Origin of the sequence: Shinella zoogloeoides (assembly GCF_030733845.1) — a bacterium.
GTDB classification, from domain to species: Bacteria; Pseudomonadota; Alphaproteobacteria; order Rhizobiales; family Rhizobiaceae; genus Shinella; species Shinella zoogloeoides_C.
Genome location: NZ_CP132311.1, coordinates 570,237 through 595,859, shown reverse-complemented (window position 1 = coordinate 595,859; position 25,623 = coordinate 570,237). Strand labels below are relative to the sequence as shown.

Here is a 25,623-nt window from a genome sequence, read left to right as displayed (position 1 = left end):
TCCGCCGGCGGGCTTTTTTCGTTTCAGAAGGTCGGCGGGGTGCAGGCGCTGATGACCTCGCAGGGCACCGGGCCGACGCAGCGGAAGCGGTGCGGACGGCGGCTTTCGAAATAATAGGCATCGCCCGGGCCGAGGATGCGGCGCTCGTCGTCGACGGTCACTTCCAGCCGGCCGGAAAGCACGATGCCGCCCTCCTCGCCGTCATGCACCAGCGGCACCTTGCCGGTGTCGGCGCCGGGCTGGTAGCACTCCTTGAGTATCTGCAGGCTGCGGCCGAAGGTGTTGTCGCCGATCTGGCGGAAGGAGATCGGCCCCTTGCCGATCTCCACGAGCTCGTCGGCCCGGTAGAACGCCTTTTTCGGGCGGTCGGGCTCGAAGGCGAAGAATTCGGCCAGACCGATCGGGATGCCGTCGAGGATGCGCTTCAGCGCGCCGACCGAGGGATTGGAGGCGTTCGATTCGATCAGCGAGATCGTCGAATTGGTGACGCCGGCGCGTTTGGCCAGCTCCCGCTGGGAGAGATTGTGGGCCATGCGCAGGTGGCGCAGCCTGCCCCCGATATCGACCGACATGGCATTTCCTGTTCTAGATGTTCGAAATAGCGAAAACCGCTTACTTCACATCCTTTAATTTCAATCGCTTGACGTCAACCAGAAAAGGACTTGTTCGGCATGGCAAATCATGGCGTCTATCGCCTCAGCCAGTTTAATTTTATCGCAGTTCCGGGCGCAAAACCGCTGCGCGCTTTGCCGGAATTGCTTCGGAGGAGATCTGCCATGAACGTTCACAACAAGCCCAACGCACCGGTGCTCGACAGCTACTGGATGCCCTTTACCGCCAACCGCCAGTTCAAGGCCGCGCCGCGCCTGCTTTCGGCCGCCGAGGGCATGTATTACACGAGTTCCGACGGCCGCACGGTGCTCGACGGCACCGCCGGGCTCTGGTGCGTCAATGCCGGCCACGGCCGCCGGCAGATCGCTTCCGCCGTCGAGCGCCAGCTCACGCAGATGGATTTCGCCCCCTCCTTCCAGATGGGCCATCCGATCGCCTTCGACTTCGCCGAGCGGCTGGCCGAAATCGCCCCCGGCCCCGAGGGCGCCAAGCTCGACCGCGTGTTCTACACGGGCTCCGGCTCCGAATCGGTCGATACCGCGCTGAAGATGGCCATCGCCTACCAGCGCGCCATCGGCCAGGGCACGCGCACGCGCCTGATCGGCCGCGAGCGCGGCTATCACGGCGTCGGCTTCGGCGGCATCTCGGTCGGCGGCATCCTCAACAACCGCCGCGTCTTCCCGCAGCTTGCCGGTTCCGATCACCTGCGCCACACGCATGACCTTTCGAAGAACGCCTATGTGAAGGGCCAGCCGGAGCACGGCGCGGATCTGGCGGACGATCTCGAACGGCTGGTCGCGCTGCACGGCGCGGAAACCATCGCCGCCTGCATCGTCGAGCCCGTCGCCGGTTCCACGGGCGTGCTGATCCCACCGAAGGGCTATCTGGAGAAGCTGCGCGCGATCTGCGACAAGCACGGCATCCTCCTGATCTTCGACGAAGTCATCACCGGCTTCGGGCGTCTCGGCGCCGCCTTCGCCACCGACTATTTCGGCGTGACGCCGGATCTCGTGACCACCGCCAAGGGCCTCACCAACGGCGCGATCCCGATGGGCGCGGTCTTTGCCAGCCGCAAGGTGCACGATGCGCTGATGCATGGGCCGGAAAACGCCATCGAGCTGTTCCACGGCTATACCTATTCCGGCCATCCGGCGGCCTGCGCCGCAGGCATCGCGACACTCGACATCTACCGCGACGAGGGCCTGCTCACCCGCGCGGCGGATCTGCAGGACGACTGGCACGCGGCGATGCATTCGCTGAAGGGCCTGCCGCATGTCATCGACATCCGCACGATCGGCCTCATCGCCGGCATCGAGCTGGCCTCGCGCGACGGTGCGCCGGGCGCACGCGCCTATGACGTCTTCGTCGACTGCTTCGAAAAGGGCCTGCTGATCCGCGTCACCGGCGACATCATCGCCTTCTCGCCGCCGCTGATCGCCGAGAAGAAGCATTTCGAGGATATCGTCTCGATCCTCGGCGATGCCCTGAAGCGCGCGTCTTAAGCTTTTCTCGGTAAGAAACGCTGTTATATCTGGGCCCGTATCCATACGGGCCCAGTTTCATGTCAGCATCCGCCAAGACCGAACCGAAACTCATCTTCCGGCTCCAGTTCGAGCCGGAAGGCCGGATCGGCCGCGGGAAGATCCAGCTTCTTTCCCATATCAGGCAGACCGGTTCGATTTCCGCGGGCGGGCGGGCGATGGACATGTCCTACCGGCGCGCCTGGCTGCTGGTCGACGAGATGAACCGGCTGTTTCGCGAGCCGGTGGTCGAATCGCAGCGCGGCGGCAAGCAGGGCGGCGGCGCGATGCTGACGCCCTTCGGCGAGGCGCTGATCGCGCACTACCACGCCATGGAGAAGAAAGCGCAGGCGGCGCTTGCCGAGGATATCGGCTGGATCGTCGGACATCTGGCCGAATAAACCCCTGCGAATACGAACACCGCTGAAATTGCCTATTCCAACGCCACCGTCTTGATGACGGCGTGAACCGGCAGGCCGGGCGTCAAGCCGAGGCGTTCGACGGACAAGGCCGTGATGCGGGCGCGGACATGATCCCCGCCGCAGGCGATGCGCAGGCTCGCCATGCCCTCCCCGTCCGGCTCGACGGTCTCCACGATGCCTTCGAGGATGTTGAGCGCGCTCAACCCTTCCGGCCGCACCGTCGCCACCATGACGTCGCGGGCGGGAATGCGCAGGCGCACCGTCTCGCCCGGCGACACCGCCGCCCCCGGCACGAGGATCGCCGCGCCGCCCTCGAGGCGGATGGTGGCAAGCCCATGGGCAGCATCGCGCGTCTCGACATGGCCGGAAAGCACGCTGCCGGCCTCGCGGCGATCGAGCGCGGAGGCAAGGCGCGGGCCGCCGAGCACGTCCGACGCGGGGCCGACGGCTTCGATGCGGCCATCGGCCATCAGCACCACCCTGTCGGCAAGGCGGGCGACTTCGGCGACGGAATGGCTGACATAGACGATGGGAATGCCGACCTCGTCGCGCAGGCGTTCCAGATAGGGCAGGATTTCCGCCTTGCGCTCCTCGTCGAGCGCGGCGAGCGGTTCGTCCATCAGCAGCAGGCGGGGAGACGCCAGCAGCGCCCGCCCGATGGCGACGCGCTGCTTTTCGCCGCCGGAAAGGTTCGCCGGCTGGCGGTCGAGCAGGCCGGCAATGCCGAGCAGGTCGATGATGCGGTCCGGATGTTCCGTCCGGGCACCCCTGGGCGAGAACCAGCGGCCGTAATTGAGGTTCTGCCGGACGGTGAGGTGCGGAAAGAGCCGCGCCTCCTGGAAGACGTAGCCGAAGCGGCGGCGATGGGGCGGCACGAAAATGCCGCGCGCGGTATCGACCAGCACGTCGTCGTCCAGCAGCACGCGCCCCGCGCCTGGCCGCGTCAGGCCGGCGATGATGCGGATCAGCGAGGTCTTGCCCGAACCGGAGCGGCCGAACAGGGCGGTGACCCCGCCATCCGAGGTGAAGGCGGCGTCGAGGGCGAAATCGCCGAGCCGGTGTCTTGCTTCGACCACGAGGCTCATTCGAGGTGCACCTTGCGGCCGATACGATGGGCGAGAAATTCCGAGGCGAGCAGCGCGACCATGGAAATGGCGATGGCGACGAGGGTGAGCCGCATGGCGCCGGCATCGCCGCCGGGCACCTGGGTGAAGGTGTAGATGGCGGAGGAGAGGGTCTGGGTTTCGCCGGGAATGTTGGAAACAAAGGTGATGGTCGCGCCGAATTCGCCCATGGCTTTCGCGAAGGCGAGGATCATGCCGGCGATGACGCCGGGCAGGATGAGCGGCAGGGTGACGGTGAGGAAGACCCAGACGGGACTGGCGCCGAGCGTGCCGGCCGCCTCCTCCAGCTTGCGGTCGACCGCCTCGATGGAAAGGCGGATCGAGCGCACCATGAGCGGAAAGCCCATGACGCCGCAGGCAAGCGCCGCGCCCGTCCAGCGGAAGGAGAGCACGATGCCGAACCAGTCATGAAGCAGCGCGCCGACGGGGCCGCGCCGGCCGAACAGGATGAGCAGCAGGAAGCCGGTGACGACGGGGGGCAGGATGAGCGGCAGGTGCACGACGCCGTTCAGCAGCGACTTGCCCCAGAAGCGGCCGCGCGCCAGCGCCAGCGCGACGAGAATGCCGAGCGGCAGGCTGACGAGGACCGCAACCGCCGAGACCTTCAGGCTCAGCCGGATCGCCGTCCATTCCTCATCGCTCAGGGCAAGCCAGTCCACGCGGGCTCCTCGGTCAATTTCGATGTGCCGGCATCAGCCAGACAACACAAACAGCCCCGGACGTAGCATCCGGGGCTATCGCCAGGCTCGCCTTACTTGAGAAGGGTGAAACCCTGCTCGGTGAAGAAGGGCGCGGCCTTGTCCGACTTCAGGAAGTCGAGATAGGCCGCCGCAGCCGTGCTCTGCGATTCCGAAAGGATCGCGACCGGGTAGATGATCGGCGGATGGCTGTCTTCCGGGAAGGTTCCGACGATGGCGACGCCGGGATCGGCGGCGGCGTCGGTCTGGTAGACGATGCCGTAGGGCGCCTCGCCGCGCGAGACGAGGGCGAGCGCCGCGCGCACGCTTTCGGCGCCGGCCACCTTGCCTTCGACAGCAGACCAGACGCTGAGCTTTTCAAGCGCGGCCTTGCCGTATTTGCCGGCCGGCACGCTGTCGACCGCGCCCATGGCGAGCTTGCCCTCCCCGACGAGGCCGGCAAGGTCGAAGCCCTCCTTGATCTCGACCGTCTCGGCCTTGTCCTTCGGCGCGACGAGCACGATGCGGTTGCCGAGCAGGTTGGAGCGGGTGTCCTCCTTGATCAGCTTCTTCTCGGCGACGTAGTCCATCCAGGCAAGGTCCGCCGAGATGAAAAGATCGGCGGGTGCCGCCGCCTCGATCTGCTTGGCGAGCGCCGAGCTGGCGGCATAGGAGACCGTCGTCTCGTTGCCGGTTTCCTTCTGCCAGGCAGCGTTTGCCGCATCGAGCGCGTTCTTGAGGCTGGCGGCGGCGAAGACGGTGACCTTTTCCGCGGCGGCGGCCGGCAAGGCGAGCGGCATGGCCGCGAAGGCGGCGACGACGAGTTTCAGAAGCAGACGACGGTTCATTCCTGTTCTCCCATGAGCCTGCCTTCGCGGCAGCGTGATATCTGATTGAATATATCGACGTTTACGACTTGGCCAGCGCTATATTTTCAAAAATATAATGAAAGTGACGAAGGCAAATCGGCCGCAGCGACCGGCCGAAGGGAGGAAAGCATCGATGCGCAGCCGGGGCTCGAAAACCGGCGCACCGGCTCTTGGAAACGTCGCCTGACGGTTCGACGGCGCATTGCGCAGAAAGGTCGCGGCTTTTTTCGTTTCTTCGGGGAAAAGAGGTCCAGAAATGGAAAAGCCTGCCGCGGGAGGAGGTGCGGCAGGCTTTCCGATAGAACCGAATGACGACTGGGAGGAGGAGTGCCGTCATTCCCGCAGTCGGCCCTGGGAGGAGGAGTGGGCCTTCTGCAATCATCGAAGCTTCGTGGGAGGAGGTACGTTGCTTCGATAAATATGACTATATACGATTCCTGGTCATTTCATAGGCATTGTTTTGCAATGCAGCTATGCGTTATGCGCGTAACGTATATCTCAATTCCGTTGAATTAAGCCCTGAAAGGGTGATTCGTTCGCACATGCAAAAACGCCCGCCGGAGGGCGGGCGCTTGGAAATTCCGGCGCTTTCGACGCGTCGATCAGAAGCCGACGGCTGCGCGGGCGACCGACTTGATTTCCGAACGCTCGATGCCGAGATCGCGCAGTTCGCGTGCCGACATGCGGTCGAGTTCGTTGACGGTCTGACGGTACTTGCGCCAATTGTTGAAGGAACGTGCCATGTTCATGATGATCCCCTTTCGTGAGGCTCTCTGTTCGGCACCTTTCCGTGGCGCCGCGTCTTTCGATGGCCGTGTTATAGCGGAATGCTGCAATGCGGAATAGCGCAAAGGCGGCACGCCACCCATGCGATTGGCGCATGGGTCTGGTAAGCCTCCGTTAACGAAGCGCGTCGGCTCCACCCATCAGGCGGCGCGTGCCGCCTGCTCCTCCCTCAGAAAGGCGGACAGCCGCTTCAGCCCTTCGCGCAGGATCGCCTCGCCGTTGGCGTAACCGATGCGCAGATGCCCCTCCATGTCCATGGCGCTGCCGGGCGTCAGCATGACGCCGGTGCGCTCCAGCAGCCGCGTGCAGAAGGCTTCGGAGGTGAGCGGCAGGTCGTATTTCAGCAGCGCCGTCGTGCCCGACTTCGGCTTCACCCAGGAAATCAGCGGCTCGCCCTCCACCCATTCGGCGAGGATGGCGAGGTTGCGGCGGGTGATGCCGTGGCTGCGCGCCAGAATCTTGTCGCGGTTTTCCAGCGCGATGGCGGCGAAGTGATCGTCCAGCATGCCGACGCTGATCGTGTTGTAGTCACGATGGATGGAAACGGCGTGCAGAAAATCTTTTGGCCCGACGATCCAGCCGAGGCGCAGGCCCGCCAGCGACCAGGTCTTGGACATGCTGCCGGTGCTGATGCCCTTCTCGTAGAGGTCTGCGATGGAAGCTGTCATGCCGTCGTCCTGCTGGTCCGTGCCGCGATAGACTTCGTCGCAGAGGATCCAGGCGCCGCAGGCCCGCGCGGTCTCGACGACCTGAAGCAGGAAGTCCCGGTCCATCAACGATCCGGTCGGATTGTTCGGGTTGTTGAGGCAGATGAGCTTCGTGCCCGGTGTCGCGAGCCGGCGCAGGTCTTCGAGGTCGGGCAGGAAACCGTGCTCGGCCGTCAGCTTCAGCAGCCTGACATCCGCGCCGAAACTTTCCGGGATGGAATAATGCTGCTGATAGGTCGGCAGGACCGAGACGACCCGGTCGCCGGGCTCCACCAGCGTTTCGTGCACCAGCGCATTGGCGCCGATCGCGCCATGAGTAACGACGACGTTCTCCATCACCTGCTTTTCATAGAGGCCGGCGATCAGGCGGCGCAGGCGCTCGCTGCCCTCGATCGCGCCATAGGTCAGCTTCATCGGCAGGAGTTCGGACAGGATTTCTTCCCGCTTGCCGGCCATGTCCAGAAGTTCTTCGACCGTCAGCGATTCGACGCAGGTCTCCGCGAGGTTCAGCTCGCAATGGTTCTCATAACGGTTCATCCAGATCTCGACGCCGAAATCGCGTATCTTCATGGCCGGGTCCTTTCGGGTTAGAAGGCCGCATGCGGCGGTGCCGCCCCTTCGATAGTGGAACGGTATGAGCAATATATTGCACAGTCAAGAACGTGGCGACGTGCTCGCCCATGTCTCCGGCAATTTGCGCCGCCTTCGTCAGGCGGCCGGCCTCAGTCAGGCGGCGCTCGCGGAAGCCTCCGGCATCAGCCGGCGCATGATCGTGGCGCTCGAAGGGGGCGATGCGAATATCAGCCTTTCCAGCCTCGACAAGCTGGCGACCGCCATGGGTGTCCGCTTCGTCGATCTCGTGCGCGACCCGGCCCGGGCGCCTTCAGCCGAGATCAACGAGGTGACATGGCGCGGGGCGGACCCGGAAAGCACCGCCGTCCTGCTCGGCTCCGCGCCGGCGACGAGGGAGGCGCAGATGTGGCTGTGGTCGCTCGGCCCCGGCGAGCGCTACGACGCGGAACCGGACCCCGCCGGCTGGCACGAAATGCTCTTCGTGACCGAGGGCACGCTGCGGCTCGAACTTTCCGGCACGACGCGGGACTATCCGGCGGGCAGCTTCACCGTCTACGGCACGGACCAGGCCTATTCCTATGCCAATCCCGGCGCGGTTCCCGTCCGCTTCGTGCGCAACGTGATTGCCTGATCCTCATCCGGACAGCAGCCGCCAGCCGATGCCGGCGAGTGCCGCAAGGCCGAGCGTCAGCAGCACGGACGCCTTGAGGCGGAAGAGTGCGAAGGCGGCCGCCGCGGCAAGCAGCGCGGACGGCATGACGACCGTCGCGACCACGGGCAGCTCGATCCGCAGTGGCCCGGCGGCAAGCACCGTCACCTCGGCAAACAGCGTGTGCACGGCGAACCAGACCGCGAGGTTGAGGATGACGCCGACCACGGCGGCGGTGATGGCCGCCATGGCGCCCGACAGCGCCGCATGGCCACGCAGCCTCTCGATGAAGGGCGCGCCGAGGAAGATCCAGAGGAAGCAGGGCACGAAGGTGACCCAGGTGGTGAGCACGGCGGCGAGCGTCGCCGCCACCATCGGGTCGAGGCTGCCCGGATCGCGCCAGGCGCCGAGGAAGCCGACAAATTGCAGCACCATGATAAGCGGGCCCGGCGTCGTCTCGGCCATGCCGAGCCCGTCGAGCATCTCGCCGGGCTTCAGCCAGCCATAGTTCTGCACGGCCTCCTGCGCGACATAGGCGAGCGCCGCATAGGCTCCGCCGAAAGTGACGACCGCCATCTTGCTGAAGAAGGCGCCGATCTCGGTGAAGACGCTGTCGCTGCCCGCGAAGAACCAGATCAGCGCGACGGGGCCAAGCCAGAGAGCGAGCAGCACCGCCGAGATTTTCAGCGACCAGCCGAGTTGGGGGCGCGCATGGGCAGGCGTGTCCTCGCCGAGCAGCGAATCCCGATCCTGCAACACCGCCCCTTTCGCCGCCGCATGTCCGCCCGCCGTGCGGAAGAAGCGCGAACCGGATTTCGCGCCGAGATAGCCGACGATCGCGGCAAGGAGAACGATCAGCGGGAACGGCACTCTCAAGGCGAAGATGGCGAGGAAGGCGGCGGCGGCAATGGCGATCATCGCCGGATTGACCAGCGCCCGGCTGCCGATGCGGAACACCGCCTGCACGACGACGGCGAGCACCGCCGCCTTGAGGCCGAAGAACAGGCCCTCGACCACGCTCGCATCGCCGAAGATGACGTAGACGTAGCTCAGCGCGAGAATGGAGAGGAAACCGGGCAAGATGAACAGCAGGCCGGCGACAAGACCACCGGGCGTCCGGTGCATAAGCCAGCCGATATAGACGGCGAGCTGCTGCGCCTCGGGTCCCGGCAGCAGCATGCAATAGTTCAGGGCGTGCAGGAAACGGCTCTCGCCGATCCAGCGCTTCTCGTCGACGACGATGCGGTGCATGACGGCGATCTGCCCGGCGGGGCCGCCGAAGCTCAGGGCCGCCACGCGCGACCAGACGCGCAGCGCTTCGCCGAAGGACACGCCGTGGCCGGACGGTTGGACAGGCCCTTCTCCAATCTCGTTCACCGGCTGCCCTCCGCTTCACCACGATCGATCGCAGCAGCGCCCCTCCCTGTCAAGTCGGCGGTGGGGTTGACGGATGAGGCTGGCGGCATTATTAAACCCATAAGTTAATTAACCGGACGGATAAATTCGTGAGCGACCCGCTGAGCCTGACCTTCGCCGCCCTTGCGGACCCGACTCGCCGCGCGATCCTCGCACGGCTTTCCGAAGGAGATGCGACAGTCAACGAGATTGCCGCGCCCTTCGACATGAGCCTGCCGGCGGTCTCCAAGCACCTGAAGGTTCTGGAGGCCGCCGGGCTCATCACCCGCAGCCGCACCGCGCAATGGCGGCCCTGCCATCTGGAAGCGGCGCCGCTGAAGGACGCGAACGGCTGGATTTCCGGCTACCGGCGCTTCTGGGAGGCGAGCTTCGACCGGCTCGACGACTATCTCCGGGAATTGCAGGCCGGCGAACCGGACAAGAAGAACTGAGGAGGAAAGCCATGCAACAGAAAGCCGAGACCGCGGACCCCATAGGCCTTGTCATCGAACGCCTGATCGACGCGCCCGTCGCCCTCGTCTTCAAGGCCTGGGCGGCACCGGAGCACCTTGCCCGCTGGCTGGGGCCGAAGGATTTCACCGCCCATTCCATCCGCATGGATTTCCGCCCCGGCGGCGCATGGTCGGCGGTGATCCGCTCGCCGGAGGGCGCGGACTATCCGATGGGCGGCCTCTACCGCGCGATCGACGAGAACCGCGGCCTTACCTTCACCTTCCGCTGGACCGGGGAGGACGGGCCGGAAACGCTGGTGAGCGTGGCCTTCGAGGCGGTTGGCGCGCGTACCCGGCTGACCTTCGCGCAGACACCGTTCGAGACGGTCGAATCCCGCGACAGCCACGCCGAGGGCTGGGGCGAATGCCTCGACCGGCTCACCGCCTACATCCTGCAAAACCGCACCTGAGGAGGACGCGATGAAGAAGACCTATCACGGAAGCTGCCATTGCGGCGCCGTCCGCTACGAATGCGTGCTCGACCTCGACGAGGGCCTGCGGCGCTGCAACTGCTCCTTCTGCCGGCGCACGCGCATGCTGAAGACCTTCACCAGGCGCGAAGATTTCAAGCTTCTCTCGGGCGAGGACCGGCTCCTCACCTATCGCGCGGCGGATTCGAGCTGGCTGGAAGGCGATATCGACCACTTCTTCTGCAAGACCTGCGGCATCCGCTCCTTCTCCCGCGGCTATCACAAGGACTTCATGGGGCATTTCTACTGCATCAATGCTGGCACGCTGGACGATGTGTCCGAGGAGGAACTGAGCGCCGCGCCCGTCATCTATGAGAATGGCATGGTGGACGACTACGAAAACCCGCCGGCCCACCACGCCCATCTCTGACCTCACGCCGCGCGGGCCTGTTGCCGGAGGTAGTGATCCATGGCTTTCAGCATGGCCTGCCAGCCAGCCAGATGGTCCTCCGCCCTGTCGCGGCCATCGAAATAGGCCCCCTGCTCGACGAGCCGCATGCGCGTGCCGTCGGGGACCGCCTCGAAGGTCACGACGACCGTGCCGGCGAAGGTGAGCGCATCGCCCTCCCGCAGCAGGCTTGCATAGACGATGCGCTTTTCCGGCAGGATCTGCAGGTAGCGGTTCTCGTTGAGATAGACGGGTCCGCCCCTGGGGCCGAAGCGGCAGAGATCGCTTTCGCCGACTGTAAAGCGGAAACGCTCGAAACGCATCTGCCAGTCCGGGCCGGGATCGCCCCAGGCCTCCTGCGCCGCCTGCTGCGACCAGGCCGAAAAGACGGCCGCGGCCGGCGCGGCGAAGGTGCGGGTGATATCGACGGTGCCGTATTCGATGGACATGGTTTTCTCCTTCCTGTCGTTGGGAACGGGAAGAGCATGAACGCCAGCGACCGCGACCGATAGAGACGTTCTCGACACTTTCGGGGCAGATATGCCAATCTCGCGCCATGCCGATACGTCCGAAACCCACCAGTCCCCTCACCGTCGCCATCCTCGCCCTGCCGGAAAGCGGCACCATGGCGCCCTATGGCCTGCACGAAATCCTCGGCGAGGCCGGTCGCGGCCCGAAGGCGCTGCGCGCCCTCGATCCCGTACTTGTTTCCGCAGAGACCCGGCCCCACGAAACGGGCAGCGGCCTGCGCGTGACACCGCAGCAGGGGCTTTCCGGCCACCTTGCCGATATCGTCGTCGTCTGCGACATCCACCTCGACGCGGGCCTGTCACCGGCCGGGCGGTGGCCACGGGAAATCGCCTGGGTGCGCCGGCATATCGAGGCGGAGGCGCTGATCTGCTCGGCCTGCAGCGGCGCGGTGCTGCTGGCCGAGGCCGGGCTGCTCGACGGCACGGAGGCGGCTTCGCACTGGATCCTGGCGGATATCTTCCGCGATCACTATCCGAAGGTCGCCTTCCGGCCGGAGCGCATTCTCTGCGACAGCGGCCGCGCCGGGCGGCTGATCACCACCGGCGGCGCCACCTCCTGGCAGGACCTGGCGCTCTACCTCATCGGCCGTTTCTGCGGAGCGGAGGAGGCGACACGCGTCGCCCGGCTCTTCCTCATCGGCGACCGGGGTCACGGACAGCTTCCCTTCGCCGCCATGGCCCGGCCCCGCCAGCACGGCAATGCCACGATCGCAGAGGTGCAGACCTGGCTTGCCGACAACTATGCCGCCCCCAACCCGGTGGCCGCCATGGTGGCCCGTTCCGGCATGGCCGAGCGTACCTTCAAGCGCCAGTTCAAGGCCGCCACCGGCTATGCGCCGGTGGACTATGTGCAGGCCATGCGCATCGAGGAGGCCAAGCAGATGCTGGAGACCGGGCTTGAAGCCATCGAGGATATCGCGGTCGCTGTCGGCTATGGCGATCCGACTTTCTTCCGAAAGCTCTTCCGCCGCCGCGTCGGCGTCACGCCCGCGCAGTACCGCCAGCGCAACCGCCCGCGCAGCCTCGGCTGACGATGGCCGGTTTGCCCCGAAAGCAGCCCGTTTGCCTCTGACCTTCGGGAACCATCGCCGGCACACTCGTCTCATCGAAACACGAGGAGACGTGACATGGACTTCTACTACGCCCCCACCGCCTGCAGCCAGGCCGCGCATATCCTGCTGCACGAAGCCGGCCTTTCCTTCCGGCCGCACGCGGTCGATCTCTTCCAGCACACCCTGAAGGACGGCAGCGCCTACGAGAGGATCAATCCGAACGGCTACGTGCCCGCCCTCCTTCTTGAGGACGGCATGCTCCTCACGGAGAACGTCGCGCTGCTCGACTGGATCGCCCACGCGGGTGACGGCCTCGTGCCGGACGGGCCGCTCGGCCGCACGCGCCACCTGCAGATGCTCGCCTTCCTTTCGACGGAGCTGCAAAAGCCCTTCGTGCGGCTGTTCTTCACGCAGAACGACGAGGAGAAGGCCTGGCTGACCGAAACGCTTGGCCGCCGCTTCGGCTGGATCGCCACGCGGATCGAAGGCGACTATCTGTTCGGCGCGCGCTTTTCGGCTTCGGATGCCTTCTTCTATGTGATGGCGCGCTGGGCCGCGATGTGCGGCATCGCGCTGCCGGGGCCGCTGCGGACGCTGGCGGACCGCATCGAGGCACGGCCTGCCGTGAGGACCGTGCTGGAGAAGGAGGGCGTCGCCCCGCTTGACGGCGCTGCCTGACGCCGGCGGAAAAGCATTGCGCCCGCCTATCGATCCGCTAGGGTCGTGCCGCCGGCGCAGGGCGCTCTTCCGGGGACTGTCGGAACTGGTCGCGGACCCGTCGCAGACAGGCTGCACTGGCACCGAACGAGGCCCTAAAATCGGGCTCAATATTTCATCGGGGTCCAGCAAATGGCAGAGTTTCCGCAAAAGGCGAAGGTCGTCATCATCGGTTTGGGTGGCATCGTGGGCGCGTCGATCGCCCACCATCTCATCGAGCGCGGATGGGACGATATCGTGGGCATCGACAAGTCGGGCATCCCGACCGACATCGGTTCGACGGCGCATGCCTCGGACTTCTGCTACACGACCAGCCACGACTATCTCTCGGTCTGGACCACCCAGTATTCCATCGATTTCTACGAGAAGATGGGCCACTACGCCCGCATCGGCGGTCTTGAAGTCGCCCGCACGGGCGACGACACCTGGATGGAGGAAATCAAGCGCAAACTTTCCTCCGCCCGGGCTTTCGGCACGCGCGCGCATTACGTCTCGCCCTCCGAGATCAAAGAAATGTTCCCGCTGATCGAGGAAGACCAGGTCATGGGCGGCCTGTTCGATCCCGATGCCGGCCTCGTCGTGCCGCGCTCGCAGACCGTCGCCGGCAAGCTGGTCGATGCCGCGGAAAAATCCGGCAAGCTGCAGGTCTACGGCAACACGCCGGCCCAGTCGCTGATCGTCGAGGGCGGCCGCATCAAGGGTGTCGTCACCCATCGCGGCACGATCATGGCCGACCATGTCATCGTCTGCGCCGGCATCTGGGGCCGCCTGATCGCCGAAATGGTCGGCGAGGACCTGCCGGTCATGCCGGTCGACCATCCCCTCACCTTCTTCGGCCCGTATAACGAGTTCGAGGGCACCGGCAAGGAAATCGGCTATCCGCTTTTGCGCGACCAGGGCAACTCCGCCTATATGCGCGACACGGGCGACCCGAAGACCACCGAAGGCGGCCAGATCGAGTGGGGCTATTACGAGCAGACCAATCCGCGCCTCTGCCACCCGCGCGACATCCTCGAAAAACACGAGGCGCGCCTGTCGCCCTCGCAGCGTGACCTCGACATGGAGCAGATCCTCGAGCCGCTGGAAAAGGCGATGGAACTGACGCCGATCCTCGGCGAGCTCGGCTATAACGAGGGCCATTCCTTCAACGGCCTCCTGCAGGTCTCCGCCGCCGGCGGTCCGTCCTGCGGCGAGAGCCAGAAGGTGCGCGGCCTCTGGTACTGCGTCGCCATCTGGGTCAAGGACGGTCCCGGCTACGGCAAGCTCATCGCCGACTGGATGACGGACGGGCGCACCGAGATCGACCACAACTCGATCGACTATTCCCGCTTCTACCCGCACCAGCTGACGGAGGAATTCATCGAGGGCCGCAGCTACGAGGCCGCGCAGAAGATCTACTTCCCGGCCGTGCACAACCGCGAACCCTATGCCTCGGGCCGCGGTGCCAAGCGCTCGCCCTTCCATGAGCGCGAGAAGGAACTCGGCGGCTACTTCATGGAGCTCGGCGGCTGGGAGCGCGCGCATGGCTACGCCGCCAACGAGCACCTGCTGGAAAAGTACGGCGACCGCGTGCCGGTGCGCGAGAACGAGTGGGACAGCCGCCACTTCTGGCGCGTCTCCAATGCCGAGCATCTGGCGATGAGCGAGGATTGCGGCATCGTCAACCTCTCGCATTTCCACATGGTCGACATCGAAGGCCCCGACCACGTCGAACTCCTGGAATGGCTCTGCGCGGCAAAGATCGGCGGCGACGGCAATATCGGCAAGGGCATCTACACCCACTTCCTCGACGACGAGGGCATGGTGCGCGCCGACTTCACGGTCTTCCGCATGGCCGACCGCTGCCGCCTCGTCAACGGCGCCGATGCCGGCCCGCGCGACTTCCATTACATGAAGCGCGTCGCCGAGGACCGCGGCCTCGACGTCACCATCACAGACGTCTCGGAAAAGTTCATCACCATCGGCATCTGGGGCCCGAACGCCCGCGAGACCCTGAAGAAGGTTGTCGCCGATCCCGATGGCCTCGATATCGAGAACTTCGCCTTTGCCGCGATCAAGCAGATCGAGATGGCCGGCAAGCCGGTTACCGCCTTCCGCATCTCCTATGTCGGCGAGCAGGGCTGGGAACTGCACATGAAGTACGAGGACGGCCTTGCCGTCTGGGACGCGCTGCGCGCCACCGGCGTCATGGCCTTCGGCGTCGAGACCTATGCGAATTCGCGCCGCATGGAAAAGAGCCTGCGCCTGCAGAACGCCGACCTCCTCACCCAGTACAACCTCATCGAGGCGGACCTTGCACGCCCGAAGGTGAAGGAAGCCGATTTCCGCGGCAAGGCGAAGCACCTGGAATACAAGGCGCGCGACCACCAGCCCGCCATGCTCTGCACACTCGTCATGACGGAGAATACCGACAGGAACGGCGTCAAGCGCTACCCGCTCGGCAACCTGCCGGTCATCGATCCGGCAACCGGCGAGGTGCTGATCGACGAACTCGGCCGCCGCTCCTACACGACCTCCATCGCCTTCGGCCCGACCATCGGCAAGAACATCGCGCTCGCCTACCTGCCGCACGCCTATTGCCAGGAGGGCCGCAAGCTCAACATCGAATATTTCGCCGAGACCTACCCGGTCGAGGTGGTCGGCATCGGCTACAAGCCGCTGTATGATCCCGAGAACCTGAAGCCGCGGACGTAACGCGGAGTCGCGGACGGAATTAAGGGCGTGCCGGTGGAAGCGGGTGCGCCCTTTTTGCTTTGATGGGTTGCGGCAAGCTCTGCATTTTCTGGCTCCGCCGCCATACCTCTCTCCCGTCATGCCGGCCTTGAGCCGGCATCCAGCCCGCGCAAGTCCTTGCGCGGGAAAGACTTTCTTCATCGAATGCCACGAGTCCTCTCACCGCGCGGACGCGCGGTGGCTGGATGCCGGCTCAAGGCCGGCATGACGGAAGAGAGGTTTGGGACTTGCTCGCTGGCGGTTCGGGGATGCTAGGGCGCAAAGGCAGCGGCGCCCCCTCAGCGCACCACCACCCCATTCTCCGCCACCAGCCGCCCGGCCTTGAACACCCGGCGGCCCTTCGGCACCGCCACCACGGCCTCCGGCACATGCGCGGCGGCGAGCGTCACGAAATCGGCCTTGGCGCCGATGGCGATGCCGTAGCCTTCGAGGCCGAGCGCCCTGGCGCCGGCTGCCGTCACCACGTCGAAGGCGGCGGAGAGTTCCTCGTCGGTGTAGAAGCCGGAGCGGTAGCCGATCATCATGGCGCGGCCGAGCATGTCGCCGTCACCATAGGGCCACCAGGAATCGCGGATATTGTCGCTACCGGAAAAGACGGTGACGCCCTCGCCGCGCAGCAGCGCCACCGGCGGAAAGGCGTGATCGCCGGGGGCGTTGGTCATGATCGAGACGCCGGCGGCGGCGATTTTTCCGCCGATCCGGCGGGCGGCGTCCGCATCGAGGTCGCCGAGGCCGTAGGCGTGGCTGATCGCCACCTTGCCCTGCATGCCGAGCGCCGCGGTGCGGGCGCAGATTTCCTCGACGGTGAAGGCGCCGAGCGAGCCGAAATCGTGCAGGTGGATATCGACGCCGACGCCGTGCTTTTCCGCCACGCCGAAGACGACGTCGAGATGACCGCTCACGTCGCGGTCGAAGCTTGCCGGGTCGAGACCGCCTACGAGGTCGGCGCCGAGGCCGATCGCCTCATCCAGAAGCTCCGGCGTGCCGGGGCTCTTCAGGATGCCGCTCTGCGGGAAGGCAACGAGTTGGATATCGATGATATCGCGATATTCCTCGCGGATATCGAGGATCGTTTCGAGCGATTTCAGCCCCACCGAGCCATCGACCATGACATGGCTGCGCATCTGGAGGGAGCCGTTTCCAACGCAGAGTTCGAGCTGCTTGCGGGCGCGCTCCTCCATCGGCGCGGCCTTGGCCATGTTCTCGGCCTGGAAGGCGACGCGTTCGTGCACGTCGAAGCCGTTGGTGCAGGGTTTGTGCGGTATCCACTTGTCGCCGTAGAAGCTGGTATCGAGGTGGATGTGGCCCTCGACGAAGCCCGGGACCAGCAATGCGCCGGCAATGTCGACCTGCCGCGCGCCCGCCTCGCCGCTGCCGGCCGACGCGATCGAAACGATGCGGCCTTCGGCAACGCCGATATCCTTCAGCGAACCGTCCGCCAGCCTTGCATTGGTGAAAAGGATTTCGATCCCGGCCATGATTCAACGCCTCCATTTCCGCACGACACGGCCCGCCCTTCAAGAGAGCGGATCGCAATCGCACACAATAAGACGCGAAAATCGTATACAGTCAATAGGCCGCAGCGACGACGGGCGAACCGAGCACGACGATGGGCGTGCCGTTCTGCACGCGGTTGAAGAGATCGACCACGTCCTGGTTCAGCATGCGCACGCAGCCGGAGGAGACGGACTTACCGATCGTCCACCATTCCGGCGAGCCGTGGATGCGGTAGAGCGTGTCTTCCTTGTTCTGGAAGATGTAGAGCGCGCGGGCGCCGAGCGGGTTCTTGAGGCCCGGCTCCATGCCGCCGTTGCGGATGCTGTAGGGTTCCAGTTCCGGCTGGCGGGCGACCATTTCGTCCGGCGGCGTCCAGCGCGGCCATTGCCGCTTGTACTGGATGACGCCGCGGCCGGCCCATTCGAAGCCGGCGCGGCCGAGGCCCACGCCGTAGCGCATGGCCTGCCCGTCCTCATAGGTGAGGTAGAGGAAATGGCTCGCCGTGTCGACGACGATCACGCCGGGCCGCTCGCCCGTCGGGTTCGGCACCATCTGGCGATAGAAGCGCGGATCGATCTTCTGGTAGGGAATGGCCGGCAGCGGGAACTGCTCGTCCGGCTTGGGCCCGTACATGGCGGCGTAGATGCTGGTATCGACCGGTTCGGGCTCGATTTCGACCCTTTCGCGAACCGGCGTCGTGGTGCAGCCGGCCAGAAGGGTGGTCGCCAGTCCTGCGCTGCCGAGCAGGAAGGACCGGCGGGTTACGCTTTCACCAGTCAATACAAAATCCTCATACATCAATCGTCATAGGGATCGGCAAGCGCGGCCTCGGGCCGGCTGACCGGATATTTCGTGCGCGAGATGCGGGCGGCCATGCCCTCCGCGCCCTTCTGCTTCAGAAGCGAACGGAAACTCGGATGCATGCCGCCGTCCGAATAGGCGAAGCTGGAAACCGGCGTCGCGCTCGCGAAAGCCGCATCCAGCTTCTTTTGTTCCGCGCCGATCTTCGCCATCAGGGCGTTTTCGGCGCCGCCGACGGTGGCAGGGCACTGCGCCAGCGGATCGCTCGGCTCGCCGTCCGCAAATTCCCTGTTGAAGACATAGCGGCCGCCGCAGACGGAAACCTTCGGCTGGCGCTTGGTGAAGGCGAAGGCGTCGTAGCCTTCCTTCAGCGTGCGCCAGAAGGGCATGTTGGGGTCGCCCTTGTGCTTGGCCATGTTTTCCGTGGTCATGCGGAAGGGATAGGCCTGCACCTGGAAACGCTGCTGCCCGCCGTCCAGCGCCTTCTGCACGATGGCATAGATCTCGCCGACGCCCTGGTCCGTCATGGCATAGCAGCCCGACGACGAGCAGGCGCCGTGCACCATCAGCGCCTCGCCGGTATAGCCGAGCGCCGATTCCAGCCGGTTCGGATAGCCGAGGTTGAAGGAGACGTAATATTGCGAGTTCGGGTTCAGCATGCCGGCGGAGACATGGTAGAAGCCTTCCGGCGCCTGGCGGTCGCCGCTCTTCGTCTTGGGGCCAAGCTTGCCGGACCACCGGCACATCGGATAGGTCTTGAAGAGCGCATACTGGCCGCTCGCATTGACCTTCCAGACCTCCAGCTCGCTTTCCTGCTTGAAGATGCGCACGAGGACGGGGCTTTCCGGCCGCATCTTCTTCTTCGACATCTCCGCTTTCACCTTGTTGGAAAGCTGCGGCGCCTCGGCAAGCGAGGCGACGTCCATGGCCATGCAGCCGGCCAGCAGGCCGCCCGCAACGGTCGCGGCGGCAAGCCGCGCGAGAAGCGGCAGGCGCAGGCGGCTGGTTTCACGAGAAAGACGATGGCGGAGCGCAAACATGGGTCGTTTTCGTTGTTAGGGGTCCTGGCGCGCCGCATCGAAGCGGCGCATCTCGGCTTCAGAGTCCAAGCGATTGCTTAGAACTTCGTTAATCCTGCGGCCTTCATCGGCCCATGCGCGGCATCATGCCCCGTCCGGCACCCCGAATCCGGGGCTTTCATTTCGGCGAAGCATAAACGCTCAAGCTGCTTGAGCTTCAAGACCAGATTTGCGGCTTTCTTTCGTCCGGCGATCACAGGACGAACAAAAAAACGTCAAAAGCTTGCTCGAAGCCGTCCAGTGGCAAGAAGAAGCAAAGAAAACTTGATTTGCCGATGCGCCCGGCACATCTGTGGTGCAGTTCATTGATGAGGCAAAGCGATGCTGACGATCGGCGATCTTTCCAAGGCCACGGGCGTCAAGGTTCCGACCATCCGCTACTACGAGCAGATGGGCCTGCTTTCCCATGCCGAGCGCTCGGAGGGCAACCAGCGGCGTTATTCCAACGAGGAGCGCGAGCGGCTCGCCTTCATCCGCCATGCCCGCGACCTCGGCCTCACCATCGACGCCATCCGCGAGCTGATCGAACTCAGCCAGCATCCCGAGCGCCCCTGCCGCGACGCCGACCGCATCGCCGCCGAGCAGCTCGCCACGGTGCGGCGCAAGATCGAACGCTTGCGCAAGCTGGAGGCCGAGCTGGAGCGCATCACCAGCCATTGCCATACCGACCAGATCCGCGATTGCTACGTCATACGCGCGCTCGCCAACCACGATCTCTGCCACGACGAGCACGACTAGGAGCCCGCCAGCAGCTTCAGCTTCTCAAGCTGGGTTTCGCGCGGCTCGTGCATGTCGAGCATGCCCTGCAGCCGGCCGTCCGCGCGGATGAGGAAGAGTCCGGCCGTGTGCTCCATCGTGTAGCTGTCCGAGGCCGTCGGAACCTTCCTGTAGAAAGCCGAAAAGGCATCCGCCGCCGCTTTCGTTTGGACGGCATCGCCGCGCAGCGCGACGATGCGCGGATCGAAGGAGGTCATGTAGAGCTTCAGAAGCTCCGCGGCGTCCCGCTCCGGATCGATGGAGATGAAGAGCGGCGTGATTCGGTCCGCGGCCGGGCCGATATCCTTCAGGAGGGCCGTCAGCTCGAAGAGCGCGGTCGGGCAGACATCCGGGCAATGGGTGAAGCCGAAGAAGACGAGATAGGGTTTTCCCGCCAGATCGGCCGAACGGAAGGGCGCTCCGTCGACGGTCTGAAGCGTGAAGGCGCGCTGCCTTGCTGCACCGGGGGGCGGCGCCTTTGCCGCGACCGTCACTGTGACGATCGCGGCACCGGCAAGAAAACTGCCGGCAAGGGCGACAACAGTCCTGCGCCGCATCATTTGATCGGCCGCAGCAGGCGTAGCGCGTTCAACGTGACGAGCACGGTCGCGCCGGTATCGGCGAGGATCGCCGGCCACAGGCCGGTGATGCCGACGACGGTCGTCACCAGGAAGACGCCCTTGAGGCCGAGCGATATGAAGATGTTTTCCGTGATGTTGCGCATGGTGCGCTTCGACAGGTCCGTCATCAGCGCGACGTCGCCGACACGGCCGTGCAGGATCGCCGCATCCGCCGTCTCCAGCGCCACGTCCGTACCGCCGCCCATGGCGATGCCGACATTGGCGGCCGCGAGCGCCGGGGCGTCGTTGATGCCGTCGCCGATCTTGCCGACGACGAAACCTTCGCGCTGGAGCTCGCCGACGATGCGCTGCTTGTCCTCCGGCATCAGTTCGGCGCGCACCTCGATGCCGAGTTCGGCGCCGACCGCCTTGGCGGTGCGGGCATTGTCGCCCGTCAGCATGATCGTCTTGATGCCGGCATCCTTCAGGGCCCTGAGCCCGGCGGCGGCATCGGGGCGCGGCTCGTCGCGCATGGCGATGGCGCCGGCGAGCACGCCGTCGACGATGAGCAGGGAAACGGTCTTGCCGTCGTCGTTGAGCGCGGTGGTGACGGTCGTTACCTCTTCGGTAATCGCGACCCGTTCGGCGGCGGCCTTCGGCGAGCCGAGGAAAATGTCTCTGCCCTCGACGGTCGCCGTGACGCCCTTGCCACCAAGCGCCCGCGAACCGCTTGCGACCGGGGGCACCACGCCGTCCTCCGCCGCCTTGCCGAGGATGGCGAGCGCCAGCGGATGGCTGGAGCCGGCCTCCAGCGCGGCGGCAAGGCGCAGCACCTCACCGGCCGGCTCCGAGAAGGCGACGATGTCGGTGACCTTGGGCTTGCCCTCGGTCAGCGTGCCGGTCTTGTCGAAGGCGATGGCGGTGAGCTTGCCGAGGCCTTCCAGCACCGCTCCACCCTTCACCAACAGGCCGCGGCGGGCACCGGCGGACAAGGCGGCGGCGATGGCGGCGGGCGTCGATATGACGAGCGCGCAGGGACAGCCGATCAGCAGCACGGCGAGGCCCTTGTAGACCCATTCGCTCCAGACGCCGCCGAAGACGAGCGGCGGAAGGATCGCGACGAGCGCGGCGACGACGACCACGCCGGGCGTATAATATTTCGAGAAGCGGTCGATGAAGCGTTCGGTCGGGGCCTTCGATTCCTGCGCTTCCTCGACGAGCTTGACGACGCGGGCGATGGTGTTGTCGGCTGCGGCGGCCGTGACGCGCACGCGCAGCGCCGCATCGCCGTTCACCGTGCCGGCGAACACCGTGTCGCCGGCCTCCTTGCGCACCGGCGTGCTTTCGCCGGTGACGGGCGCCTCGTCGATGGCGCTCTCCCCCTCGAGGATCGTGCCGTCGGCGGAAATACGGTCGCCGGGGCGCACGAGAATGACGGCGCCGACGGCAAGCTGCTCCGCCGGCACCTCCTTGGTGCGGCCCTCCTCTTCGAGAAGCGCGGTCTTCGGCACGAGGGCCGAGAGCGAGCGGATGCTGTCGCGCGCCTTGCCGGCCGCGACGCCCTCCAGAAGCTCGCCGACGAGGAAGAGGAAGACGACGGCCGCCGCCTCCTCCGTGGCGTTGATGATGACCGCGCCGACGGCGGCGATGGTCATCAGCATCTCGATGGAGAAAGGCGTGCCGGCGAGCGCCGCCATGATGGCGCGGCGCGCGATCGGCACGAGGCCGACGAACATGGCGATGACGAAGGCGTAGGTCTCAATTGCTGGGAAGAGATGGCCGATACCATAGGCGATCACCAGCGAAGCACCGGCAAGAATGGTCAGGCGCCCCTTCCTGCCCTTCCACCAGGGACCTTCGGACGGACCGTGATCGTGGCCGTGCAGTCCTTCGACAGCGGCTGCTTTCGGCTCGTGGTCGTGGCCGGCGTGATCGTGCCCGTGGTCATGGTCGTGGTTGCAGGCCGGGCCGTGCTCATGCTTTTCAGCGGCGAGGGCCGCGCCCGGCGTCACCGTGTAGCCGAGGCCGGTAACCTTGCGGCGGATGGCGTCGAGATCGCTCGTCGAGCCGTGCTGCACGCGCATCGTGCCGGCGGTGACGGAGACGGATACGTCCGAAACCCCCGGCATGCGGCGCACGGCCGTATCGATCTTGCTGGCGCAGGAAGCGCAATCCATACCCTCCACCCGAAAACGCGTCTCTTTCACATCCGACATCGAAAAATCCTCTTCAGTCTCGTGAGGATGTTCTACGACCTCTAGCGACTAGAGGTGCAAGAGCCACAGCCGAAAAAAATACGGACGAACTACCGCATTGAAATCCGCCGCGTGCCTGTGCTAGACAGCGCCCACTTATTTGCAGGTTTCATCTGCTGGTTGGGGAGGACGCCATGTCTTGCGACGCCCTCTTCCAATCGGGGATGGGCTCGATCGACGCCCCCCGAACGGAAGAACGCTTTTTGATGGGTGCCTCAGCGGCACGGTCAGGCTTTTATGCCGTTTCGCCGCCGGGCCTCGTGCGCCCGGCGAAGACGCCGCGCCTGCCCGCCCTTTTCCCGCTCAAGCATGGCGACAGCGCAAAGGCGCTGTCACATCGCCGTGCCCGGACGACGATACCGTAACATCGGCTTTTCCGTTCCAGCCGCTTGAAGCAGGAGGTTTTCGCCTCCGCTGCCGGCGTTGCTATCGTGCTGCCGGCATGCCGGCACCGCCCCATCCACCGCAAGAAGACAGGACCCTCATGTCCCTCACCACGCCCTACTACCTGATCGACAAGTCGAAGCTTCTCGCCAACATGGAGAAGGTGGCGCTGCTGCGCGAAATCTCCGGCGCCAAGGCGCTGCTCGCGCTGAAATGCTTCGCCACCTGGTCGGTCTTCGATTTCATGCGGGACTACATGGACGGCACGACCTCGTCCTCGCTCAACGAGGTGCGCCTCGGCCACGAGCGCTTCGGCAAGGAAACGCACGCCTATTCCGTCGCCTATGCCGATTACGAGATCGACGAGGTCGTCAGCCACGCCGACAAGATCATCTTCAACTCGATCGGCCAGCTCGACCGCTTCGCCGACAGGGCGGCCGGCATCGTCAGGGGCATGCGCCTCAATCCGGGCATCTCCTCCTCCAGCTTCGACCTCGCAGACCCCGCCCGCCCCTTCTCGCGGCTTGGCGAATGGGATGTGAGGCAGGTGGAAGCGGTGATGGACCGCGTTTCCGGCTTCATGATCCACAACAATTGCGAGAACGGCGATTTCGACCTCTTCGACCGCATGCTCGGCACGATCGAGGAGAGGTTCGCGCCGCTCCTGAAGAAGGCGGAATGGGTGAGCCTTGGCGGCGGCATCCACTTCACCGGCGAAAACTATCCGCTGGAACAATTCGCCGAACGGCTGAAGCGCTTTGCCGGCGACTACGGCGTCCAGGTCTATCTGGAGCCGGGTGAAGCCTCCATCACCAAGTCCACCACGCTTGAGGTGACGGTGCTCGACACGCTGAACAACGGCAAGGATCTCGCCATCGTCGACAGCTCCATCGAGGCCCACATGCTGGACCTCCTGATCTACCGCGAGAGCGCCAAGCTCTCCCCCAACAAGGGACCGCACCGCTACATGGTGTGCGGCAAGTCGTGCCTGGCCGGCGACATCTTCGGCGAATTCGCTTTCGAGCAACAACTGAAGGTCGGCGACCGCATCTCCATTCAGGATGCGGCCGGTTATACGATGGTCAAGAAGAACTGGTTCAATGGCGTGAAAATGCCGGCGATCGCCATCCGCGAGCTCGATGGCAGCATCAACACCGTCCGCGAATTCACCTACGCGGACTATGAGACAAGCCTCTCCTGAGGCGGCAGAACGGATAGAAGGAGATATTCCCCGACATGAAGAAGAACGTGCTCATCATCGGCGCCGGCGGCGTCGCACAGGTCGTGGCGCACAAATGCGCCCAGAACAACGACGTGCTCGGCGACATCCACATCGCATCGCGCACCAAGGCGAAGTGCGACAAGATCATCGCGTCGGTCCATGAGAAGAACGCGATGAAGCAGCCGGGCGTGCTGGAAGGCCATGCGCTCGACGCGCTCGACATCGAGGCCACCAAGGCGCTCATCACCTCCACCAAGGCGCAGATCGTCATCAATGTCGGCACCGCCTTCCTCAACATGTCGGTGCTGCGCGCCTGCATGGATACGGGCGTCGCCTATATCGACACGGCCATCCACGAGGAGCCGGGCAAGATCTGCGAGACCCCGCCGTGGTACGGCAACTACGAATGGAAGCGCGCGGCCGAATGCGAGGAGAAGGGCATCACCGCCATTCTCGGCGCCGGCTTCGACCCGGGCATCGTCAATGCCTATGCCAAGCTCGCCAAGGACGAATATCTCGACAAGGTGACGGACGTCGACATCGTCGACATCAATGCCGGCAGCCACGGAAAATACTTCGCCACGAACTTCGACCCGGAAATCAACTTCCGCGAATTCACCGGCGTCGTCTATTCCTGGCAGAACGGCGCGTGGCAGACCAACAAGATGTTCGAGATCGGCAAGGAATACGACCTGCCGGTCGTCGGCAAGCGCAAGGCCTATCTGTGCGGCCATGACGAGGTGCATTCGCTCGCCAAGAACATGGACGGCGCGGACGTGCGCTTCTGGATGGGCTTCGGCGATCACTACATCAACGTCTTCACCGTGCTGAAGAACCTCGGCCTCCTGTCCGAGCAGCCGGTCAAGACGGCCGAAGGCCTCGAAGTCGTGCCGCTCAAGGTCGTCAAGGCGGTCCTGCCGGATCCGTCCTCGCTGGCACCCGACTACGAGGGCAAGACCTGCATCGGCGACTATGTGAAGGGCCTGAAGGACGGCAAGGAAAAGACCGTCTTCATCTACAACGTGGCCGACCACAAGGAAGCCTATGAGGAAGTGGGCTCGCAGGGCATTTCCTACACCGCCGGCGTTCCGCCGGTCGCCGCCGCGATGCTCGTCGCAACCGGCGAATGGGACGTGAAGAAGATGGCGAATGTCGAGGAACTGCCGCCCAAGCCCTTCATCAACCTGCTCAACGGCATGGGCCTGCCGACCCGCATCCAGGACGAGGACGGCGACCGCGCCGTCAGCTTCTAAGCCTCGAAAACCGCCGGCCGCGCCCTTCGCGCGGCCGGCGCCCCTTGGAAGCGTCTTCCGCATTCCCTACAAGAAGCGAT

The 25,623-nt window shown here is 65.1% G+C and carries 26 protein-coding genes; 13 read left to right on the top strand and 13 right to left on the bottom strand.

Going from position 1 to position 25,623, the window contains the following annotated elements; translation table 11 throughout:
* Positions 1 to 23: 23 nt before the first annotated feature.
* Positions 24 to 572, bottom strand: a complete 549-nt coding sequence (locus tag Q9316_RS03815) for a cupin domain-containing protein (RefSeq protein WP_306033921.1) — start codon at positions 570 to 572, stop codon at positions 24 to 26.
* 204 nt (positions 573 to 776) lie between these two features.
* On the opposite strand from Q9316_RS03815, the gene Q9316_RS03810 reads away from it, so the two are divergent.
* Both Q9316_RS03810 and Q9316_RS03805 read left to right on the top strand, forming a co-directional pair.
* Positions 777 to 2,114, top strand: a complete 1,338-nt coding sequence (locus Q9316_RS03810) for an aspartate aminotransferase family protein (protein WP_306033920.1) — start codon at positions 777 to 779, stop codon at positions 2,112 to 2,114.
* Positions 2,115 to 2,173: 59 nt separating this feature from the next.
* A complete protein-coding gene (locus Q9316_RS03805) occupies positions 2,174 to 2,533 on the top strand; it encodes a winged helix-turn-helix domain-containing protein (RefSeq protein WP_306033919.1) in 360 nt (119 codons plus the stop codon).
* A gap of 32 nt (positions 2,534 to 2,565) precedes the next feature.
* Here Q9316_RS03805 and modC read toward each other — a convergent pair whose 3' ends face one another.
* From modC to Q9316_RS03780, 5 genes are all read right to left on the bottom strand, one after another.
* The gene (gene modC / locus Q9316_RS03800; RefSeq protein WP_306033918.1) at positions 2,566 to 3,639 is read right to left on the bottom strand and encodes a molybdenum ABC transporter ATP-binding protein; all 1,074 of its coding nucleotides are present in this window, start codon (positions 3,637 to 3,639) and stop codon (positions 2,566 to 2,568) included.
* Entirely contained in the window at positions 3,636 to 4,337 is a 702-nt protein-coding gene (modB, locus tag Q9316_RS03795) for a molybdate ABC transporter permease subunit (protein ID WP_306033917.1), read from the bottom strand. Before modB ends, modC begins: the two co-directional genes overlap by 4 nt.
* A gap of 92 nt (positions 4,338 to 4,429) precedes the next feature.
* A complete protein-coding gene (modA, locus tag Q9316_RS03790) occupies positions 4,430 to 5,203 on the bottom strand; it encodes a molybdate ABC transporter substrate-binding protein (RefSeq protein WP_306033916.1) in 774 nt (257 codons plus the stop codon).
* A gap of 623 nt (positions 5,204 to 5,826) precedes the next feature.
* Positions 5,827 to 5,973: a DUF1127 domain-containing protein gene (locus tag Q9316_RS03785; protein WP_242220819.1), complete on the bottom strand. Its 147-nt coding sequence runs from the start codon at positions 5,971 to 5,973 to the stop codon at positions 5,827 to 5,829.
* Between the two features lie 177 nt (positions 5,974 to 6,150).
* Entirely contained in the window at positions 6,151 to 7,287 is a 1,137-nt protein-coding gene (locus Q9316_RS03780; protein ID WP_306033915.1) for an aminotransferase, read from the bottom strand.
* A gap of 76 nt (positions 7,288 to 7,363) precedes the next feature.
* Here Q9316_RS03780 and Q9316_RS03775 point away from each other — a divergent pair, with 76 nt between their 5' ends.
* On the top strand, positions 7,364 to 7,921 hold the full coding sequence (locus Q9316_RS03775) for a helix-turn-helix domain-containing protein (RefSeq protein WP_306033914.1): 558 nt from the start codon (positions 7,364 to 7,366) through the stop codon (positions 7,919 to 7,921).
* Between the two features lie 3 nt (positions 7,922 to 7,924).
* Here the strand turns inward: Q9316_RS03775 and chrA are convergent, their stop codons facing one another.
* Entirely contained in the window at positions 7,925 to 9,316 is a 1,392-nt protein-coding gene (gene chrA, locus Q9316_RS03770; RefSeq protein ID WP_306033913.1) for a chromate efflux transporter, read from the bottom strand.
* Positions 9,317 to 9,444: 128 nt separating this feature from the next.
* On the opposite strand from chrA, the gene Q9316_RS03765 reads away from it, so the two are divergent.
* Genes Q9316_RS03765 through Q9316_RS03755 form a run of 3 tightly spaced genes read left to right on the top strand, consistent with a single transcriptional unit; the run spans position 9,445 to position 10,686 of the window.
* Positions 9,445 to 9,786, top strand: a complete 342-nt coding sequence (locus Q9316_RS03765) for an ArsR/SmtB family transcription factor (RefSeq protein WP_306033912.1) — start codon at positions 9,445 to 9,447, stop codon at positions 9,784 to 9,786.
* 11 nt (positions 9,787 to 9,797) lie between these two features.
* Entirely contained in the window at positions 9,798 to 10,256 is a 459-nt protein-coding gene (locus Q9316_RS03760) for an SRPBCC family protein (RefSeq protein WP_306033911.1), read from the top strand.
* A gap of 10 nt (positions 10,257 to 10,266) precedes the next feature.
* Positions 10,267 to 10,686: a GFA family protein gene (locus tag Q9316_RS03755; protein WP_306033910.1), complete on the top strand. Its 420-nt coding sequence runs from the start codon at positions 10,267 to 10,269 to the stop codon at positions 10,684 to 10,686.
* Between the two features lie 2 nt (positions 10,687 to 10,688).
* On the opposite strand, the gene Q9316_RS03750 is transcribed toward Q9316_RS03755, so the two are convergent.
* The gene (locus Q9316_RS03750) at positions 10,689 to 11,153 is read right to left on the bottom strand and encodes an SRPBCC domain-containing protein (RefSeq protein ID WP_306033909.1); all 465 of its coding nucleotides are present in this window, start codon (positions 11,151 to 11,153) and stop codon (positions 10,689 to 10,691) included.
* A 107-nt stretch (positions 11,154 to 11,260) separates the two neighbouring features.
* Here Q9316_RS03750 and Q9316_RS03745 point away from each other — a divergent pair, with 107 nt between their 5' ends.
* The 3 genes from Q9316_RS03745 (at position 11,261) to Q9316_RS03735 (ending at position 15,697) form a co-directional block, all read left to right on the top strand.
* Positions 11,261 to 12,265 (top strand): GlxA family transcriptional regulator, encoded by a 1,005-nt coding sequence (locus Q9316_RS03745; protein WP_306033908.1) that lies wholly within the window; start codon positions 11,261 to 11,263, stop codon positions 12,263 to 12,265.
* Between the two features lie 96 nt (positions 12,266 to 12,361).
* A complete protein-coding gene (locus tag Q9316_RS03740; RefSeq protein ID WP_306033907.1) occupies positions 12,362 to 12,964 on the top strand; it encodes a glutathione S-transferase N-terminal domain-containing protein in 603 nt (200 codons plus the stop codon).
* A 171-nt stretch (positions 12,965 to 13,135) separates the two neighbouring features.
* The gene (locus Q9316_RS03735; RefSeq protein ID WP_306033906.1) at positions 13,136 to 15,697 is read left to right on the top strand and encodes a GcvT family protein; all 2,562 of its coding nucleotides are present in this window, start codon (positions 13,136 to 13,138) and stop codon (positions 15,695 to 15,697) included.
* A 317-nt stretch (positions 15,698 to 16,014) separates the two neighbouring features.
* Here Q9316_RS03735 and Q9316_RS03730 read toward each other — a convergent pair whose 3' ends face one another.
* From Q9316_RS03730 to Q9316_RS03720, 3 genes are all read right to left on the bottom strand, one after another.
* Positions 16,015 to 17,214, bottom strand: coding sequence for an amidohydrolase family protein (locus tag Q9316_RS03730; protein WP_306033905.1), 1,200 nt, complete (start codon positions 17,212 to 17,214; stop codon positions 16,015 to 16,017).
* A gap of 91 nt (positions 17,215 to 17,305) precedes the next feature.
* Positions 17,306 to 18,013 carry a L,D-transpeptidase gene (locus Q9316_RS03725; RefSeq protein WP_306033904.1) on the bottom strand — a complete coding sequence of 236 codons (708 nt, stop codon included), beginning with the start codon at positions 18,011 to 18,013 and terminating at the stop codon, positions 17,306 to 17,308.
* Positions 18,014 to 18,030: 17 nt separating this feature from the next.
* Positions 18,031 to 19,074 (bottom strand): hypothetical protein, encoded by a 1,044-nt coding sequence (locus Q9316_RS03720; RefSeq protein ID WP_371877950.1) that lies wholly within the window; start codon positions 19,072 to 19,074, stop codon positions 18,031 to 18,033.
* A gap of 360 nt (positions 19,075 to 19,434) precedes the next feature.
* On the opposite strand from Q9316_RS03720, the gene Q9316_RS03715 reads away from it, so the two are divergent.
* The gene (locus tag Q9316_RS03715) at positions 19,435 to 19,851 is read left to right on the top strand and encodes a MerR family transcriptional regulator (protein WP_306033903.1); all 417 of its coding nucleotides are present in this window, start codon (positions 19,435 to 19,437) and stop codon (positions 19,849 to 19,851) included.
* On the opposite strand, the gene Q9316_RS03710 is transcribed toward Q9316_RS03715, so the two are convergent.
* Together Q9316_RS03710 and Q9316_RS03705 are read right to left on the bottom strand one after the other, a co-directional pair.
* Complete coding sequence (locus Q9316_RS03710) at positions 19,848 to 20,429, bottom strand: SCO family protein (protein ID WP_306033902.1); 582 nt, start codon at positions 20,427 to 20,429, stop codon at positions 19,848 to 19,850. The genes Q9316_RS03715 and Q9316_RS03710 overlap by 4 nt on opposite strands.
* Entirely contained in the window at positions 20,426 to 22,645 is a 2,220-nt protein-coding gene (locus tag Q9316_RS03705; protein ID WP_306033901.1) for a heavy metal translocating P-type ATPase, read from the bottom strand. Before Q9316_RS03705 ends, Q9316_RS03710 begins: the two co-directional genes overlap by 4 nt.
* Before the next feature lie 173 nt (positions 22,646 to 22,818).
* On the opposite strand from Q9316_RS03705, the gene Q9316_RS03700 reads away from it, so the two are divergent.
* From Q9316_RS03700 to Q9316_RS03690, 3 genes are all read left to right on the top strand, one after another.
* The gene (locus Q9316_RS03700; protein ID WP_306033900.1) at positions 22,819 to 23,049 is read left to right on the top strand and encodes a hypothetical protein; all 231 of its coding nucleotides are present in this window, start codon (positions 22,819 to 22,821) and stop codon (positions 23,047 to 23,049) included.
* A 119-nt stretch (positions 23,050 to 23,168) separates the two neighbouring features.
* On the top strand, positions 23,169 to 24,269 hold the full coding sequence (locus tag Q9316_RS03695; RefSeq protein ID WP_306033899.1) for a carboxynorspermidine decarboxylase: 1,101 nt from the start codon (positions 23,169 to 23,171) through the stop codon (positions 24,267 to 24,269).
* Between the two features lie 35 nt (positions 24,270 to 24,304).
* Positions 24,305 to 25,543: a saccharopine dehydrogenase family protein gene (locus tag Q9316_RS03690; RefSeq protein WP_306033898.1), complete on the top strand. Its 1,239-nt coding sequence runs from the start codon at positions 24,305 to 24,307 to the stop codon at positions 25,541 to 25,543.
* Positions 25,544 to 25,623 lie beyond the last annotated feature (80 nt).

Excerpts from the sequence above, each read along its gene's own strand:
- Q9316_RS03815 (WP_306033921.1), bottom strand. The coding sequence starts at position 572 with ATGTCGGTCGATATCGGGGGCAGGCTGCGCCACCTGCGCATGGCCCAC.
- Q9316_RS03810 (WP_306033920.1), top strand. The coding sequence starts at position 777 with ATGAACGTTCACAACAAGCCCAACGCACCGGTGCTCGACAGCTACTGG.
- Q9316_RS03805 (WP_306033919.1), top strand. The coding sequence starts at position 2,174 with ATGTCAGCATCCGCCAAGACCGAACCGAAACTCATCTTCCGGCTCCAG.
- modC (WP_306033918.1), bottom strand. The coding sequence starts at position 3,639 with ATGAGCCTCGTGGTCGAAGCAAGACACCGGCTCGGCGATTTCGCCCTC.
- modA (WP_306033916.1), bottom strand. The coding sequence starts at position 5,203 with ATGAACCGTCGTCTGCTTCTGAAACTCGTCGTCGCCGCCTTCGCGGCC.
- Q9316_RS03785 (WP_242220819.1), bottom strand. The coding sequence starts at position 5,973 with ATGAACATGGCACGTTCCTTCAACAATTGGCGCAAGTACCGTCAGACC.
- Q9316_RS03780 (WP_306033915.1), bottom strand. The coding sequence starts at position 7,287 with ATGAAGATACGCGATTTCGGCGTCGAGATCTGGATGAACCGTTATGAG.
- Q9316_RS03760 (WP_306033911.1), top strand. The coding sequence starts at position 9,798 with ATGCAACAGAAAGCCGAGACCGCGGACCCCATAGGCCTTGTCATCGAA.
- Q9316_RS03755 (WP_306033910.1), top strand. The coding sequence starts at position 10,267 with ATGAAGAAGACCTATCACGGAAGCTGCCATTGCGGCGCCGTCCGCTAC.
- Q9316_RS03750 (WP_306033909.1), bottom strand. The coding sequence starts at position 11,153 with ATGTCCATCGAATACGGCACCGTCGATATCACCCGCACCTTCGCCGCG.
- Q9316_RS03745 (WP_306033908.1), top strand. The coding sequence starts at position 11,261 with ATGCCGATACGTCCGAAACCCACCAGTCCCCTCACCGTCGCCATCCTC.
- Q9316_RS03740 (WP_306033907.1), top strand. The coding sequence starts at position 12,362 with ATGGACTTCTACTACGCCCCCACCGCCTGCAGCCAGGCCGCGCATATC.
- Q9316_RS03735 (WP_306033906.1), top strand. The coding sequence starts at position 13,136 with ATGGCAGAGTTTCCGCAAAAGGCGAAGGTCGTCATCATCGGTTTGGGT.
- Q9316_RS03730 (WP_306033905.1), bottom strand. The coding sequence starts at position 17,214 with ATGGCCGGGATCGAAATCCTTTTCACCAATGCAAGGCTGGCGGACGGT.
- Q9316_RS03720 (WP_371877950.1), bottom strand. The coding sequence starts at position 19,074 with ATGTTTGCGCTCCGCCATCGTCTTTCTCGTGAAACCAGCCGCCTGCGC.
- Q9316_RS03715 (WP_306033903.1), top strand. The coding sequence starts at position 19,435 with ATGCTGACGATCGGCGATCTTTCCAAGGCCACGGGCGTCAAGGTTCCG.
- Q9316_RS03710 (WP_306033902.1), bottom strand. The coding sequence starts at position 20,429 with ATGATGCGGCGCAGGACTGTTGTCGCCCTTGCCGGCAGTTTTCTTGCC.
- Q9316_RS03705 (WP_306033901.1), bottom strand. The coding sequence starts at position 22,645 with ATGTCGGATGTGAAAGAGACGCGTTTTCGGGTGGAGGGTATGGATTGC.
- Q9316_RS03700 (WP_306033900.1), top strand. The coding sequence starts at position 22,819 with ATGTCTTGCGACGCCCTCTTCCAATCGGGGATGGGCTCGATCGACGCC.
- Q9316_RS03695 (WP_306033899.1), top strand. The coding sequence starts at position 23,169 with ATGTCCCTCACCACGCCCTACTACCTGATCGACAAGTCGAAGCTTCTC.
- Q9316_RS03690 (WP_306033898.1), top strand. The coding sequence starts at position 24,305 with ATGAAGAAGAACGTGCTCATCATCGGCGCCGGCGGCGTCGCACAGGTC.